This window comes from Rubinisphaera margarita, assembly GCF_022267515.1.
GTDB classification, from domain to species: domain Bacteria; phylum Planctomycetota; class Planctomycetia; order Planctomycetales; family Planctomycetaceae; genus Rubinisphaera; species Rubinisphaera margarita.
This window is the reverse complement of record NZ_JAKFGB010000019.1, coordinates 226,719-240,919: the sequence shown is the minus strand read 5'-3', so window position 1 is coordinate 240,919 and position 14,201 is coordinate 226,719. Positions and strand designations below refer to the sequence as shown.

Here is a 14,201-nt window from a genome sequence, read left to right as displayed (position 1 = left end):
GAAGATGGAAAGCCAACATCCGAAGATGCCGACTGGTTTGATTTGATTTCTTCCGAAGAAGAAATCGGTCAGCCGTCACATACTTATTGCTGAACTCAAATCACCAACCAAATTGCCAAATATCATACGAAGGCCTCAACAGGCTCTTCGGCGCAGACTTTGTGGTGCTGCCAACCATCACCGTGAACTGACCTCAACAGGCCTGTTCTCCGCGCCGCGTTTCAGAAGATTCCGAATCGCGGGCTCGGCAGTTTACTGCCAAGATTTATTTTCGCAAGCGACTTTCATTCGTCAAGGAGAAAAACTCTCTGAAGGAAGAAAGTGCGGGGCGAAAAAAAGAACGAATGCCTCAGGTCACGTCGACCCGTTGCATCCGTGTGTCGCGGAAGGGAATAATAACCTCCCGCTCCACGACGTCAACTGAGTTGTTCGCAATTCTTTTCGATTTCCTTCAGCAACCCTTCTCAACGAGAATGCGGGCAAGCTGTGCCGGTCGTTTCACCGTTTTGACTGGCTCTTGCTGAGCCGATCGGCGAGGTGAACCGGTTCCGGCAGTCGATGAGTCGCGAAACTCCGCTGCACCAGGGCGATGGCCATCCCGACTGAGCAGCCATGTCCCGGAGACACATAGATCGGCTTGTGATCCGGCCCGACTTTAACCGCCGCTCCCCGAATTTCTCCCGATTCCGTGGCGATTTCGATGAGCTGCTGCCCGTCGTCGGTTTTCGGCAGGCTTCCGTGAAGCAGTTTTTTGCTGACACCGACGGTCGGTCGCTGCAGAAGGACGCCGAGGTGGCTCGCGATTCCGATGCCGCGCGGATGCAGAATGCCCGAACCGTCGACAAGAAGAACATCGGCCAGGGGCCGTTCGGCGGAGACGTCGGTGAGCAGATGCAGATAAGCCGGGATCTCGCGGTAGGAAAGAAATCCGGTGATATAGGGGAAACGGACTCCAGAATCGACGATCCGCTCGAAGATTGTCGTCTTTGTGAGTGGATCCCATTCGACATAGGCCGCTCGGGCCCGGCCGGGGTTCGGATAAGCGACGTCAATCCCGGCCATGGTCGGATCGGGCGGCAGTTGATCCTTGAGGGAGACTTGCCCGGCCTGTTGGTTCTGTTGTTCGTGAAGCCGCTGGAGGGGCCGGGTTGATTGAAAGGCTTCGAAGAATTCCACGGAGGAATCGACGCGACCGTTCTTCAGGCGGACGTCTTCCTGAAGCAGGAGGTCGAGTTGCGAGGGGGAATGGGGCCGGGATGTGCCGGGGAGGGAACCGTCGAGCCGGACCACGCGATGCCAGGGTGATGCGTCGAAGCGTACATCGTGCCGCAGCACGGTCGCAATCCAGCGGGCGGCGTGGCGATCGCCCAGCGCCAGGGCGAGCCGCCCGAAAGTGGTCACGCGGCCGGACGGGACCTGTTGAAGCAGGTCGGTCAGCTCCTGATGCAGGTCGGGGAGAAACCGCATCACATGTTCGAGGAGTTTGGCCAGGGAATTATCGATTTGAATCGGTTCCCTTTTCGGGACTGGGGGAGCGACTACAATCGCCGGTGGAATCCGCGTCTGGGTCGATCGTAACCGCAGTCGCCTCAAAGCATTTGCGGTTTCGGCCACTTGGTTATCGTATCAGGTTTTCTACGACACAGAATGGAAGGACGTGCATGCGACGCTCATCTTTGACCCTGTTTCTCTTCTCATTGGCGGTATTGTCCGCCGGCTGCCGATTCAAGCCTGACGAGTCCCCGGCTCCCAGTCCCACGATTCCGGCGGATCCCGAAACGACGACCACGACCATTGAAAGTGATGAACCGGTCGCGACGACCGGCACCTATCAGGTGAAGTTCGAGACCTCGAAGGGTAACTTCGTGGTCGAAGTTCACCCGGAATGGGCCCCGAATGGAGCGGCTCGATTCAAGGAACTGGTGAAGTCGGGCTTCTACGACGAGACCCGCTTCTTCCGCAATGTGCCGGGTTTCATGGTTCAGTGGGGTATCAGTGGCGATCCCGCCGTGGCGAAGAAATGGCAGAACGCCAACATTCCGGATGATCCCCCGGTGAAATCGAACGAGCCGGGCATGATCACGTTTGCCATGCGTGGGCCGAACACCCGGACGACGCAGGTCTTTATTAACTTCGGCCACAACTCGTTCCTGAACGACCAGGGCTTCGCTCCCTTCGGGCAAGTCATTGAAGGGATGGACGTGGTGAAGGATCTCAATGCCGAATACGGCGAGAGTCCTGATCAGGGGCAGATTGTGGCTCGCGGAAATGAGTATCTGAACGAGAACTTCCCGCGGCTCGATTACATCAAGAAGGCGACCATCATTTCTGACACTCCCGCGGACAGCGCGGAGGCAGCCGATGAGCCCGAGATGACTTCGACGCCTGCTCCGGAAACGACGAGCACGCCGACCCCGTCGCCGGCAACGACGTCAACACCCGCCCCGGCGACAACAGCAACGCCAACTCCGGCGACAACGAGTACGCCCGCACCGGCGACAACGTCTGAGCCGACTCCGACCGGAACGTCGGAAGTTCCGCCTGAGACAATCGAGCCGATCCAGTAAGTACTGCGGTTGACCTCACAAAAAAACGCCCGGCCTGAATTGAACAGGTCGGGCGTTTTCCATTTGCGGTCGCGGTTCAGAGCTTGACGGTCAGCAGATACAGCAGCAGCAGGATGCCGAGGAGGAAGACTGAGATCTGAGCGAACAGGCGAATCGACTTGGCGATAATCGCCTGCGTGTCTTCAAACCGGCTGGCGCTGTAGACCAGGGAAATCACGGCGGTCATTGGCAACATGTAAAGCAGAACGGGGATATTCATTGTAAAGCCTCGTGCGAAGCCGCTCTGAAAGCGACTGGGAAAGATCCTACGTAACCGGTTTGGGCGGAGTCGGCTTCTCTTCCGGCGGCCGCGGGCGAATGCCGTAGGCAGGGCCTTCGTAGGCATCCCAGATGCAGAGAATATTGAGCAGTCCGGCGATCCAGGTGAAGACCATCGCCAGTTCCCAGCGTTTGCCGAGGCGGGAGTTCAAATCCTGAAGCTCCTGATCCTGCAACGGGACCTGGTACCAGTTGATAAACGAACGGGACACGGTTCCGCGAAGATGCCGGCCGAGGTTTTCAGGAGCCGCGTTGATGTCGTCGACCTGCATAAAGACAAATCGCTCGGGATCAGCCGCGATGGGTGGGCCGACCGGCGGTGCGTTGGCGGCCTGATACTCGGCCAGCGTGACGTCGATTTCTTCGCCGGTTTCGACCACCTGGCCGACGAGATGGCCGCGGACCTCAGGGCCCAGCGGGCCGGGTTCCATCTGCAGGCGAATAGTTCCGCGAACGCCCATGGGGGCGACATCGTCATCAGCGTCGCGATCGGGCAGGACTCGGCCTTCGAACTCGGTTTCAAGCGGGACGTCGAGCAGAGAGCCACTCATTACGGACGATTCCAGCCGCCGCGATTGAATGACAGCGGGCATGGCTGGAAGCCCCAGGAGAATCTGGGACAGGTAGCCGTAGTTCCGTTTGCGAAAGATTTGGCCATCGCGATTCTCGTAGTAAGACGAGTAAACGGGGCGACCCTCGCCGAGTGCGACGCCGTACAGAAACGTGCCCAGAATACAGACACTGAAGATGCCCGCTTTCACGTAGCGTTTCTGGTAAAACTGGCCTGCCCCCGGGATCAGCCACGACAGGAGAGCCGCCAGCCAGGGTGTGCGCAGATCGAGTTCTTCAGGATGAAAAGGTTTCTGAGCGGGCATAAAACGAGACTGATAGCCTGAGGGCGAAGTTTCATGAGGAGACGCAGAATCAGTCCAGATGCGGCTCGACCGCAGGCCCGGACAGGCGTGGATTGTAAGCAGTCCAGCAGTTGATTGATACAGAGATCTTAACAAGAACTGACGGCAACAGACTTACGTCCGGCCCGAGTCTCACGTTGGTGAAAACTGACCAATCGGGCGACGCTGGCGGGAATACTCGGTCAGTGACTGCTGCGCTGCTTGAGCATGGAGCCGAGCTCTTCGACGAAGTCGTTGACGTCCTTGAACTCGCGGTAGACTGAAGCGAAGCGGACGAAGGCAACCTGATCGAGCTTTCGCAGGCGCTCGATGACCTGTTCGCCGATCATTTGCGAAGGGACCTCACGATCGAAGGTTTCATAGACCTCGGCTTCGACCTGGCTGATGAGGTTTTCGATGTCGCTTTCGCTGACCGGGCGCTTATAGCAGGCCTTCTCGAGACCTTCGCGAATCTTCTCGCGATTGAACGGAACCCGGGAGCCATCCTTCTTGATGACCTTGATCGGCAACTCTTCGATCTTCTCGTAGGTGGTGAAGCGTCGGTTGCAGGCCAGGCACTCGCGACGTCGACGAATGGCGAACTCGGCACTCGTGCGGGAGTCGATCACCTTGGTTTCGTCATGTCGGCAGTACGGGCAAATCATTATTGATGTCGGCTTAAGTCGTCGCGGCGGCTGGCTTTATGCTGCAAAGAGGCGTTGTGTCTCGGGTGAGTCCGCTCTGTTTTCCAGCGGGGGCGGCACGCTCAATTGAAGGATCGAAGTCGCCGCGATAGCATATCGGATTCGGTTTGCTCCGTCTGCGCTGAGGGTGGGCCGATCCTGGAAACTGTAGATTGTACAGGCAAGCAGGACCGCTTGTCGTTTTCCCGCAAATACGCGTCAGTGTCTCGGGGGCCGTTGCAGGCAGTAAGCCGCCGCTCCCGCTCATGTCGAAAGGCCGCTTGCCTTTTGATGGAAACGACCTGAAGCCCACGTTTTTCAGCTTGATTGAGCATATTTAATGACAGGTACGGAGACTCAGCCCGGCGATCACGTCGAACTCGATACTGTTCCCGTGGATGAAGAAGTCGTTCTCGTCTTCGATTTTGGATCGCAGACAGCTCAACTGATTGCCCGTCGCGTTCGCGAGCAGAACGTGTTCTGCCAGATCGTCCGCCACGATCTTTCCGCTGAGCGAGTGAAAGAACTGAATCCGAAAGGGATCATCTTCTCCGGGGGGCCCGCCAGTGTGTATGGCGACGGCGCTCCGCAACCCGACCCGGCGATCTTCGATCTCGACATTCCCATGCTCGGCATCTGCTATGGCATGCAGGTGCTTTGCCGATACCTGGGGAGCGATGTGATTCCCGGCAATTCGCGGGAGTTCGGTCGCACGACCTGTCGTGTGCACGAGCCGAACGAGTTCTTCGCCAAACTTCCTGAAGAGCTCACCGTCTGGATGAGCCACGGGGATCAGGTCGACAATCTGGATTCACAGTTTATCTCGCTCGCGGCGACGTCATCCTGCCCGTACGCGGCGGTCAAGCATCGCAGTCGACCGATCTTCGGCCTGCAGTTCCATCCTGAAGTGACCCACACCGATTTCGGCGGTCAGTTGCTGTCGAACTTCGTCCGTCGTGTTTGCGGCTGTCACGGCACCTGGCGGATCTCTTCGCTGATCGATCGCGAGATTGATTCGATCCGTGAACGGGTCGGCAAGTCCCGCGTCATTTGTGGGCTTTCGGGCGGGGTCGATTCGTCCGTCGTGGCGGCTCTGCTGTATCGAGCTCTCGGTTCTCAGCTGTCCTGCATTTTCGTCGACAACGGAATGCTGCGAAAAGGGGAAGCCGAAGCGGTCCGGTCGCAGTTTCAGGAACACTTCAAAACCGATCTGCACGTCGTCGATGCCCGCCAGCGGTTCCTCGGAGAACTGGCCGGCGTCACCGATCCCCAGCAGAAGCGCAAGATCATCGGCAAGGTCTTCATCGATGTCTTCCGCAGCGAAGCCGAGTCGATTGAAGATGCCCGCTTCCTGGCTCAGGGAACGCTGTATCCGGATGTGATCGAATCGGGAGCGAATGCCGACGGCCCGGCTGAGACCATCAAGTCCCACCACAACGTCGGTGGACTGCCCGAAGAACTGGGCTTCGAACTGATCGAGCCGCTGCGGGATCTGTTCAAAGACGAAGTCCGCAAAATGGGTCTCGAACTCGGCCTCCCGGAAAAATTGATCTGGCGACATCCGTTCCCAGGTCCGGGTCTGGCCGTTCGCTGCCTCGGCGAGATCACGGAAGATCGCCTGAAGATTCTCCGCGAAGCCGATGCCATCGTGCTCGAAGAACTGCAGAACGCCGGCTGGTATCGCAAAGTCCAGCAGGCCTTCGCGGTGCTCCTGCCGATTCAGACCGTCGGCGTGATGGGCGATGGTCGTACTTATGAATACGTGCTCGCCGTGCGAGCGGTCAGCACCGACGACTTCATGACAGCCGACTGGTCGCAGTTGCCACACGATCTGCTCGGCAAGATTTCGACGCGAATCACCAACAGCGTTCGCGGCGTGAACCGGGTCGTTTACGACATCAGCTCGAAACCGCCCAGCACGATTGAGTGGGAGTAAGGGGTAAACACAGTCGGGGTAACACCATGAAGAAGCTGGAACGGTCTCTGTATGCTCTGGCAGCCGTGGGTGTGATCATCGTGATTGCCGTCAACGTCCATTTTTATCGCGTCCGGCAGTATCAGGACTATCTCCGCTCGCTGGGCCTCCATCAGGCTGCAATCCACCATCCGGAACTCATTCCCGAAATTCTCAAACTGGGGGCGGATATCAACGCGTTGAATAAGGAGGGCTACACGGCCCTCCACCTCGCGGCGACCTTCAAGAAAATTGAGTCCGTTGAAACCCTGTTGAAGCTCGGCGCAGATCCAGACGTCAAATGTCATAAGGACAGGATCAATCCGACGGTGCTTCATCGGGCCACGTTCACGTTGAATGATGCCAAGCAGGTCAGGATGACAATCCTGCTGTTGGAGGCCGGAGCTGATCCCAACGTCGTGACTTCGGAAATCGAAACACCGTTGTTGCGACTGGCCGGAACATCACATTCGTTTTCTGTCTCCGTAGCGCAGGAATTGATTAGTGCCGGTGCCGACGTCAACATCGCTGACTCAAGAGGGATGACTCCCTTACAATACGCCGTGGCCAGGAGAAATCCTCAGTTGGCGGACGTGCTATTGCAGGCCGGTGCCGATCCCGAACAACGGAACGACGCCGGCTTCCGAGCCATCGACCAGCTCAATTTGGTGCCGAACCCGGAAGCCATGCAGAAAATCTTTGAAAAGCACGGTGCCGATTCCGTAAGACGCCCCGAGTTGTTCACGAAGTATCGGAAAGAAAAGTAGAGCCTGTTCGAAACCGGCCCGGCATCTTCGACAAACCGAAATCCAGCGGGTAACTTTACCTCAAAACCATTGTCATTCAATCAGTCCAGCCCAATCGTTTTTAGAGTCAAAGAGGTTCGATCGTGAGCAAAGATAAGGTCATTCTGGCGTATAGTGGCGGACTCGATACTTCTGTGCTGGTCGGCTGGTTGCAGGACAAGGGCTACGAAGTCCACTGCCTGTATGTCGACCTCGGGCAGCCGTGCGAAGACCGTCAGGCCATCATGAAAAAGGCCATCGACATCGGAGCCGCCTCGGCTGAGATCGCCGATGTCCGCGAAGAACTCTGCAACGACTTCGCCTTCCCGGTCCTGCAGTGGCAGGCCAAATACGAAGGCATTTATCTGCTCGGCACGTCGATCGCCCGGCCGCTCATCTCCAAGGCCTGCCTGCAGCGGGCCCGCGAAGTCGGAGCCGTGGCGTTCGTGCACGGAGCGACCGGTAAAGGGAACGACCAGTGCCGCTTCCAGCTGGCCGCCGAAGCTCTTGATCCGACCGTGAAGACCATCGCTCCCTGGCGGATGAAGGAATTCCGCGACCTCTTCCCGGGCCGCACCGAGATGCTCGCCTACTGCGAAGAAAAGAACATCCCTGTGAAAGCGACCGCTTCGAAGCCGTACAGCTCCGATGAAAACTGCCTGCACATCAGCTACGAAGCCGGCAGTCTGGAAGACCCGAATGTCGATGGCGTTCAGGTGATCGATTTCGGGATGACGGTCTCGCCGCAGGATGCTCCGGACAAAGAAGAATTCGTGACCATCGGCTTCGAGTCGGGCGTGCCTGTCTCGCTGAACGGTCAGAAGAAGTCGGGCCTGGAGATGGTTACCGAGCTGAACGAGATCGCCGGCCGCAATGGCGTCGGACGGATCGATATCATCGAGAACCGCTACGTCGGCATGAAGAGCCGCGGCGTGTACGAAGCTCCGGGCATGACGGCTCTCTACGCCGCCCATCTGGCGATGGAGCAGATGACCCTCGACCGCGATCTGACTCATCTCCGCGATCGCATTTCCCCGGAAGTGGCCGAGATGGTTTACAACGGGATGTGGTACTGTGCCAAGATGGACGCCCTGATGGCCTTCATCAAGGAAACCCAGAAGCCGGTGACCGGAGAAGTGAAGGTCGCCTTCTACAAGGGCAACTGCCGTATCGCCGGTCGTTCGAGCGAGAACAGCCTGTACATCGACGAGATCGCCAGCATGGAAGGCGGCGGATCCTACAACCAGGACGACGCCGAGGGCTTCCTCCGCATCATGGGACTCCCGCTCCGCGTGCAGGGCTCCGTCCGCCCTCGTCAGTGGTAAGCCAAACTGGCGCTCACCCGGATTCGCCGTTCGAGTAGACTGCTCCCCGAAGGCCGGTGTCCAGCCGGCCGGGACAGTTTCACAGGGTGCCACTGCTGGCTTGCCCAGCAGTGTGTCATCAGCGTGGCTGCCCAGCACGTAGGGTGCGTCTTGACGCACCAGAATGGGCGTCCGAACGGTACAGGTCATCCGAATCGTGTTCCTTCGTCCCCTTCAGGGGGAGCGGCCTGATTCCTCTGCCAGAGGCAGAAGGCCCGAAGGGCGGATGAGGGGGAAGCAACGAGCGATTTTCCATCGCGAACTGAAATCAACGGCCTGCGGAGCAGGTCGCCCGCATTTCCCCCTCATCTCAACCCTCTCCCCCAGGGGGGGCGAGGGAGTTCTGATGTCGTGAAATTCAAACGAGTCTCACAGGGGACAGAGGTCCGACGCAGGGATGCGGAATCAGCCTCATTCACAATGGCAGGTGATCGACGCGGCTGCGGAGCGGCGCGAGGATGCGTGGAGTCTCGACAAACAAGTCGAGCTTCGCACCTGGCTGCTCGGCGGACTCGCTGTCGTTGTGGTTGCAGTCATCGCCGTTCGGCTTGGTGATCTCAAGATCAATCATCCGCCCGATTATCTCGCGAACGCTCACCCGGTCACCATCAAGACCGAGCCGATTCCCGCTGTCGATGGCCGCATCTATTCCAGCGACGGCCAGCTGCTCGCCTACGATCATCAGCATTTCAATGTCGCCGTGCATTACCGCTGGCTCGAAGAGCCGCCCCATCCCCTCTGGCTGAAAGAACAGGCTCGCAAACAGCAACGAAAACGAGCCGAAGACGATCAACTCTCCCTCGACGAAGCCAAAGAACTGGCCCTGAAGAGCCGCGATGCACTCTGGCGGCGGCTGAGAAAAACAGGCAACCTGACCGCCGAAGAGTTCGAAACCCGTCGAGCCGAGATTCAGGAGCGGGTCGAACGCATCGCCGAAGCGGTCGATCGCCGGCAGCAGGAGCGGCTCGCCGCTGAAGAGCAGGACCATCAGCAGCGTTTCGAACTCAGTTCGCTGCGATCGTGGTCGCAGCTGTGGGAACTCGTCAAATCGGAACTGACCGAGCCTCCCGCCCGGGACCGGGATCCGATCGTGATCAAGGAAGAGCTCGACTTTCACACGCTGATTGAAGATGTTCCGACCGCCGTTGTCGCCGAGATTGAAGCTCATCCGACCGATTTCCCCGGCGTGCGGGTCTCGCCCAGCACGACCCGCATTTACCCCCGAGGCTCGCTGGCGAGTCATGTGATCGGCCTGCGGAGCAGCGTGCGGGAGGATCAGATTCGAGAACGCAAAGCCGAGTTGCCCGACATCGATCCGCTGGCTTATTCGGCTGGGGACCGGCAGGGCCGCTTTGGCGTCGAACGGAGCTACAACTCAACCCTGCGCGGACTTCCCGGGGCTCAGGAAGTGCGAATCGGGCGGCAGGGGGACATCCTCGACGTGAAGCCGATTCGCACCGGACGGTCCGGGAATCATCTCATCCTTTCACTCCACAGTCAGCTGCAGTCTCTGGCGGAATCGTTACTCGATGAGGTCGTCTCGCCGGAACCGTCGCTCATTCCGCCGTTGCCGAAAGGGGACGAGAAGCCGGAAGACATGGAGCCTCAGGGCGGCTGCATTCTGGTGATGAACGTCTTCTCCGGAGAGATCGTCGCGGCAGCCTCCGCTCCTCGGCCCGATCTCGTGCAACTCGCCGAGGGAAGTGCCGATTACTGGAAGCAGATGAACGACGACAAACGAGGCCCGCTGCTGTCCCGCATCACGCAGGTGCTGCTGGCTCCCGGTTCCACCTACAAACCGGTCGCAGCCATTGCCCTCTGCGAATCGGAAGGCATTCCGCGTACGCTCTTCAACTGCCGTGGATTCCTCGATACGCCGAAGAGCCATCGCTGTGCGATCTTTCAGTCGGCTGGGGTCGGACATGGCGAAATTGGTCTGATCGAAGCTCTTTCTTCGTCCTGCAACGTCTACTTCTTTGATGCCGCCCGTCGTCTTGGCCCGGCGAAACTGGAATCGTGGAGCCATCGGCTCGGCTTCGGTCGCCCGACAGGAATTGATCTGCCGTTTGAACAGTCGGGGCACGTCCCCACGCCGAAAGACAATGGGCCAGACGGCAAATATGAGTGGTACGCCGGCGACACACTCGGCCTGGCGATCGGGCAGAGTTATCTCACCGTGACTCCACTGCAAATGCTCGCGATGACGGCTGCGGTCGCGAATGGAGGAGACCTGATCGTCCCGCGGGTTGTTAGTCGAATCGCCGTGGGCGAGCCGGAAGCCGATGGTGTTTCTGAGGATATCGTCCCAGCTGTGAAAGCCCGGAACTTGAATATCGATCCCGAAACCCTCGACGTGATACGAGCCGGCCTGGAACAGACCGTCTCCGGAGCCAATGGCACTGGACACCGCACGGTTCACACCTCGCGTGTGTCGATCGCCGGAAAAACGGGGTCCGCTCAGACCGGCCTGAATCGCCCGCCGCATGCCTGGTTCGCCGGTTATGCCCCCGCCGACCAGCCACGCTATGCATTTGTCGTGATGATCGAATACGGCGGCGGAGGCGGAGAAACCGCCGGCCCGCTGGCCCGCAAAATGGTCGAGGGACTCCTGGACCTCGGTCTGCTAGACTCTGGCAACGCCCCGCTCGCCGCCGGCGAGTGAGACCGTGAATTGGGAATTCTCGCAGAAACCGTAGAGTTCGTCTCGACGCACCGTCGATCCGCAGGATCGACCCGTTGATCGATCGAACGCACATTCTGGTGCGTCAAGACGCACCCAGCAGGTTTTGGGCACCAACATCTGTCAGCGACCTCTTGTGATTTCGTCACCCAGACGCACGCGTCTGGGCCAACCGATGGAACATCCATGCCGAAACCGACCCGACATCGTCCTGTCATGCTGCGAGAGACGCTGCAGGCTCTCGAGCTCGCTCCCGGTCTGATCGTTGTCGATGGCACGGTCGGGGCAGCGGGGCATAGTCAGAAGATTGTCGAGAAGATCCGGCCGGAGGGGACACTGCTTGGGCTCGATCGTGATCAGGAGATGCTCGCGCGGGCGGCGGAAACGCTCACGGGTGAACCGCACGCTCCGTCCGCTCGCTATCAGATTGGCGACGACGTCCTGCTCCGCCACGCGCCTCATTCCGAGCTGGAAGCGGTCCTGCAGGACGAAGGGCTGCCGCTGGTCGATCGGATTCTGGTCGACCTGGGGCTGTCGTCCGATCAGCTGGAGTCAGAAGAACGGGGCTTCGGGTTCCGCACCGAGGGGCTGCTCGACATGCGATTCGATAAAACGACCGGGCAACCGGTGGCGGACTGGCTGGCCGACGCATCCATTGCAGAAATTACAACGGTCCTCAGTGAATACGGGGAAGAGCCGCTAGCTGGACAACTGGCCGAAGAGATGTCGTCGCGGGCTCGTCGCGGCAGTCTGCGCACGGCCGATCAGCTGCGGGAGCTGATTGAAGAGGTTTACCAGAAGCAGGGGCATCGGCTCGGCAATTCGCATCCGGCGACGCGAACGTTTCAGGCGCTGCGAATCGCTGTGAACGCGGAACTTGAGCATGTGCAACGGTTTCTGACCGAAGTCGCTCCCGCCTGTTTGAAGACGGGCGGTCTGCTGGCCGTCATCAGTTTCCATTCGCTGGAAGACCGGCTCACGAAAAACGCCTTTCAGAATCGGGACCTCTGGAGCAGTGCGAGCCGCAAACCGATCGGGCCATCTTCGCTGGAATGTAAGATGAACCCCCGCAGCCGATCGGCGAAGCTGAGAATCGGTATTCGCGCCGACTGAAACTTCTGTCATATTTCGCCGAAATCGGAAATTCGACTCAAGTTTCATCCGGGTTGTGTTTCCGACCTCCAGTCCTTTGCGACTCACAATCCGATCCCACGGCGATCCTGCCGACCCGATCCCCACTATTACTCAGCGATCCTGATCGTATACGCGTCAGCGTGGAGTGTTCCTATGCCCAAGGAAACAAAGTTCACCCTGTGTCTTCTGCTGTTACTGGGATCTGCCTTTGGCTTCCTGGTCTGGCAGAAAGTCTCTCATCAGACAGCCGTGCTGGCAGAGATCAAAGAACGCAGCGGAGATGGACACGATCACGGCGGACATCGCCATAATGGTCATGTCGATCAGCGGAATCCGTTCGATGCTGCTCCGGTGCAGACCGCTCAGCACGAGTCGCCTCGGGGAGGCAACGGCGGTCCGGGAAATCCGCCGGCGTCGTTCAATCCGTTCGATGAAGGCAAGCCGGGAGCGGCACCCCGTCCGCCGCAGCAGTCTCCGCCTCCGCGGCAGAATCCGTTTCCACCAGGTTCTCCGGGCGGAAGTTCGCAGACTCCATCGGATCTGTTCTCGCCGCCGCAGTCGATGACACAGCAGCCGAATGGCCAGGCGCCGTCAAAGAGCCCGTTCCCGCAGGCCAATCCGTTCGATGAAATCGAAACGAAGACCGTGCAGGCCTTCCCGGCTTCGCAAACTCGCGTGACCGAAGCTCCCAAGAGCCCGTTCGATGAGAACCCCAAAGGGGCCTTCCCGCAACAGGCTCCTCCGTCTCAGGCCGAACCGCCGCAGCCACCGCAGCAGCCCAAGCCGCAGGTGACCAGCAATCCGTTCAAAGACAACATGGACAACTTCCCGATGCCGACGGCTCCTCCGTCTCAGACGACGCCGCAGGCTCCCGTTCAAACCGCTCAGACGAACCCGTTCGACGAAGCCGGCGATCCACGAAAGCCACAGCCGCCCGCGACGTTCAACCCGTTCAATGAAGGATCGAATCTCGTTCCGGTGAAGCATGCCGAGAAACAGGATCCGCCCCCGAAGGATCCTTTCGCCGGATCCCCCAAGCAGGGTGGCTTTCCGACGGCCCAGGTGCCCGCTCCTTCGAATGGAAAGAATCCATTTGATGAAGCGGACGGGAAGCCGAGCGGCGGTTCGAACGTGTCGGTCCCTCCGAAGTTCAACATGCCGACGACCACCCAGGCACCCGCCAAGCCGAGTGGCGGCTTCAGCCCGTTCGATGAGAACCCGGAAGGTGGCTTCGCGCAGAAGCCGTCCCGCAATCCGACCAATCCTCCACCACGGCCGAATCCGAATCCCAATCCCGCTCCTTACGATCCGTCGTGTCCCACGCCTCATCTGCCGCCGATCAATGGACCGACTCCGGTTTACAAGGTGCAGATGGATGAAACGTACTGGTCGATCTCTGAGAAGCATTACGGCTCCATCCGTTACTTCCAGGCGCTGGCCGAATTCAACCGGCACCGCGTCGGCGATCCCAAAAAGTTGCGACCCGGCATGATCATCTACATCCCCGAAGCCACGGAACTGGAACGGCTCTACACCAAGCTGATTCCCGGCTCCCAGAAGAAACGGGATGAAGAGAACGGAATTCGCGACGGACTGTTCTACACACAGTCTGGAGTTCCGATGTACCGCGTCGGCGAGGAAGACACGCTTAGCGATATTGCTCAGAAGCACCTTGGACGTTCGACTCGCTGGGTCGAGATCTACAACCTGAATCGCGAAGCCATTAAAACCGCTGATCGCGTCAAAGTCGGTACCGTCCTGCGGATGCCGTCCGATGCGAGTACAGTTTCGGTCGCTCCCGAACCGCCCGTCATTCGATAACA

Annotated in this window: 11 protein-coding genes; 7 read left to right on the top strand and 4 right to left on the bottom strand. The window is 59.2% G+C overall.

Annotation, left to right across the window (positions count from 1 at the left end; genetic code table 11):
• Positions 1–498 precede the first annotated feature (498 nt).
• A complete protein-coding gene (locus L1A08_RS18710) occupies positions 499–1,467 on the bottom strand; it encodes an endonuclease V (protein ID WP_238758049.1) in 969 nt (322 codons plus the stop codon).
• A gap of 194 nt (positions 1,468–1,661) precedes the next feature.
• Between L1A08_RS18710 and L1A08_RS18705 the strand changes: the two genes are divergently transcribed.
• On the top strand, positions 1,662–2,567 hold the full coding sequence (locus tag L1A08_RS18705) for a peptidylprolyl isomerase (protein ID WP_238758048.1): 906 nt from the start codon (positions 1,662–1,664) through the stop codon (positions 2,565–2,567).
• Positions 2,568–2,643: 76 nt separating this feature from the next.
• Here L1A08_RS18705 and L1A08_RS18700 read toward each other — a convergent pair whose 3' ends face one another.
• From L1A08_RS18700 to nrdR, 3 genes are all read right to left on the bottom strand, one after another.
• Positions 2,644–2,826, bottom strand: a complete 183-nt coding sequence (locus L1A08_RS18700) for a hypothetical protein (RefSeq protein ID WP_238758047.1) — start codon at positions 2,824–2,826, stop codon at positions 2,644–2,646.
• A 46-nt stretch (positions 2,827–2,872) separates the two neighbouring features.
• Positions 2,873–3,760, bottom strand: coding sequence for a DUF6677 family protein (locus tag L1A08_RS18695; protein WP_238758046.1), 888 nt, complete (start codon positions 3,758–3,760; stop codon positions 2,873–2,875).
• Positions 3,761–3,981: 221 nt separating this feature from the next.
• Positions 3,982–4,443 carry a transcriptional regulator NrdR gene (gene nrdR, locus L1A08_RS18690; RefSeq protein ID WP_261362953.1) on the bottom strand — a complete coding sequence of 154 codons (462 nt, stop codon included), beginning with the start codon at positions 4,441–4,443 and terminating at the stop codon, positions 3,982–3,984.
• A gap of 358 nt (positions 4,444–4,801) precedes the next feature.
• Between nrdR and guaA the strand changes: the two genes are divergently transcribed.
• The 6 genes from guaA (at position 4,802) to L1A08_RS18660 (ending at position 14,199) form a co-directional block, all read left to right on the top strand.
• The gene (gene guaA / locus L1A08_RS18685; protein ID WP_238758044.1) at positions 4,802–6,397 is read left to right on the top strand and encodes a glutamine-hydrolyzing GMP synthase; all 1,596 of its coding nucleotides are present in this window, start codon (positions 4,802–4,804) and stop codon (positions 6,395–6,397) included.
• 26 nt (positions 6,398–6,423) lie between these two features.
• Positions 6,424–7,182, top strand: coding sequence for an ankyrin repeat domain-containing protein (locus L1A08_RS18680; protein ID WP_238758043.1), 759 nt, complete (start codon positions 6,424–6,426; stop codon positions 7,180–7,182).
• A gap of 122 nt (positions 7,183–7,304) precedes the next feature.
• The gene (locus L1A08_RS18675) at positions 7,305–8,525 is read left to right on the top strand and encodes an argininosuccinate synthase (protein ID WP_238758042.1); all 1,221 of its coding nucleotides are present in this window, start codon (positions 7,305–7,307) and stop codon (positions 8,523–8,525) included.
• A 436-nt stretch (positions 8,526–8,961) separates the two neighbouring features.
• Positions 8,962–11,226 carry a penicillin-binding transpeptidase domain-containing protein gene (locus L1A08_RS18670; RefSeq protein WP_238758041.1) on the top strand — a complete coding sequence of 755 codons (2,265 nt, stop codon included), beginning with the start codon at positions 8,962–8,964 and terminating at the stop codon, positions 11,224–11,226.
• A gap of 204 nt (positions 11,227–11,430) precedes the next feature.
• Positions 11,431–12,357: a 16S rRNA (cytosine(1402)-N(4))-methyltransferase RsmH gene (rsmH, locus tag L1A08_RS18665; protein ID WP_238758040.1), complete on the top strand. Its 927-nt coding sequence runs from the start codon at positions 11,431–11,433 to the stop codon at positions 12,355–12,357.
• 174 nt (positions 12,358–12,531) lie between these two features.
• A complete protein-coding gene (locus L1A08_RS18660; RefSeq protein ID WP_238758039.1) occupies positions 12,532–14,199 on the top strand; it encodes a LysM peptidoglycan-binding domain-containing protein in 1,668 nt (555 codons plus the stop codon).
• Positions 14,200–14,201: the final 2 nt, after the last annotated feature.

What these genes read in the sequence shown, in the direction of transcription:
- L1A08_RS18695 (WP_238758046.1), bottom strand. Translation starts at nt 3,760, where the DNA reads ATGCCCGCTCAGAAACCTTTTCATCCTGAAGAACTCGATCTGCGCACA.
- nrdR (WP_261362953.1), bottom strand. Translation starts at nt 4,443, where the DNA reads ATGATTTGCCCGTACTGCCGACATGACGAAACCAAGGTGATCGACTCC.
- rsmH (WP_238758040.1), top strand. Translation starts at nt 11,431, where the DNA reads ATGCCGAAACCGACCCGACATCGTCCTGTCATGCTGCGAGAGACGCTG.
- L1A08_RS18705 (WP_238758048.1), top strand. Translation starts at nt 1,662, where the DNA reads ATGCGACGCTCATCTTTGACCCTGTTTCTCTTCTCATTGGCGGTATTG.
- L1A08_RS18680 (WP_238758043.1), top strand. Translation starts at nt 6,424, where the DNA reads ATGAAGAAGCTGGAACGGTCTCTGTATGCTCTGGCAGCCGTGGGTGTG.
- L1A08_RS18700 (WP_238758047.1), bottom strand. Translation starts at nt 2,826, where the DNA reads ATGAATATCCCCGTTCTGCTTTACATGTTGCCAATGACCGCCGTGATT.
- guaA (WP_238758044.1), top strand. Translation starts at nt 4,802, where the DNA reads ATGACAGGTACGGAGACTCAGCCCGGCGATCACGTCGAACTCGATACT.
- L1A08_RS18710 (WP_238758049.1), bottom strand. Translation starts at nt 1,467, where the DNA reads ATGCGGTTTCTCCCCGACCTGCATCAGGAGCTGACCGACCTGCTTCAA.
- L1A08_RS18660 (WP_238758039.1), top strand. Translation starts at nt 12,532, where the DNA reads ATGCCCAAGGAAACAAAGTTCACCCTGTGTCTTCTGCTGTTACTGGGA.
- L1A08_RS18670 (WP_238758041.1), top strand. Translation starts at nt 8,962, where the DNA reads ATGCGGAATCAGCCTCATTCACAATGGCAGGTGATCGACGCGGCTGCG.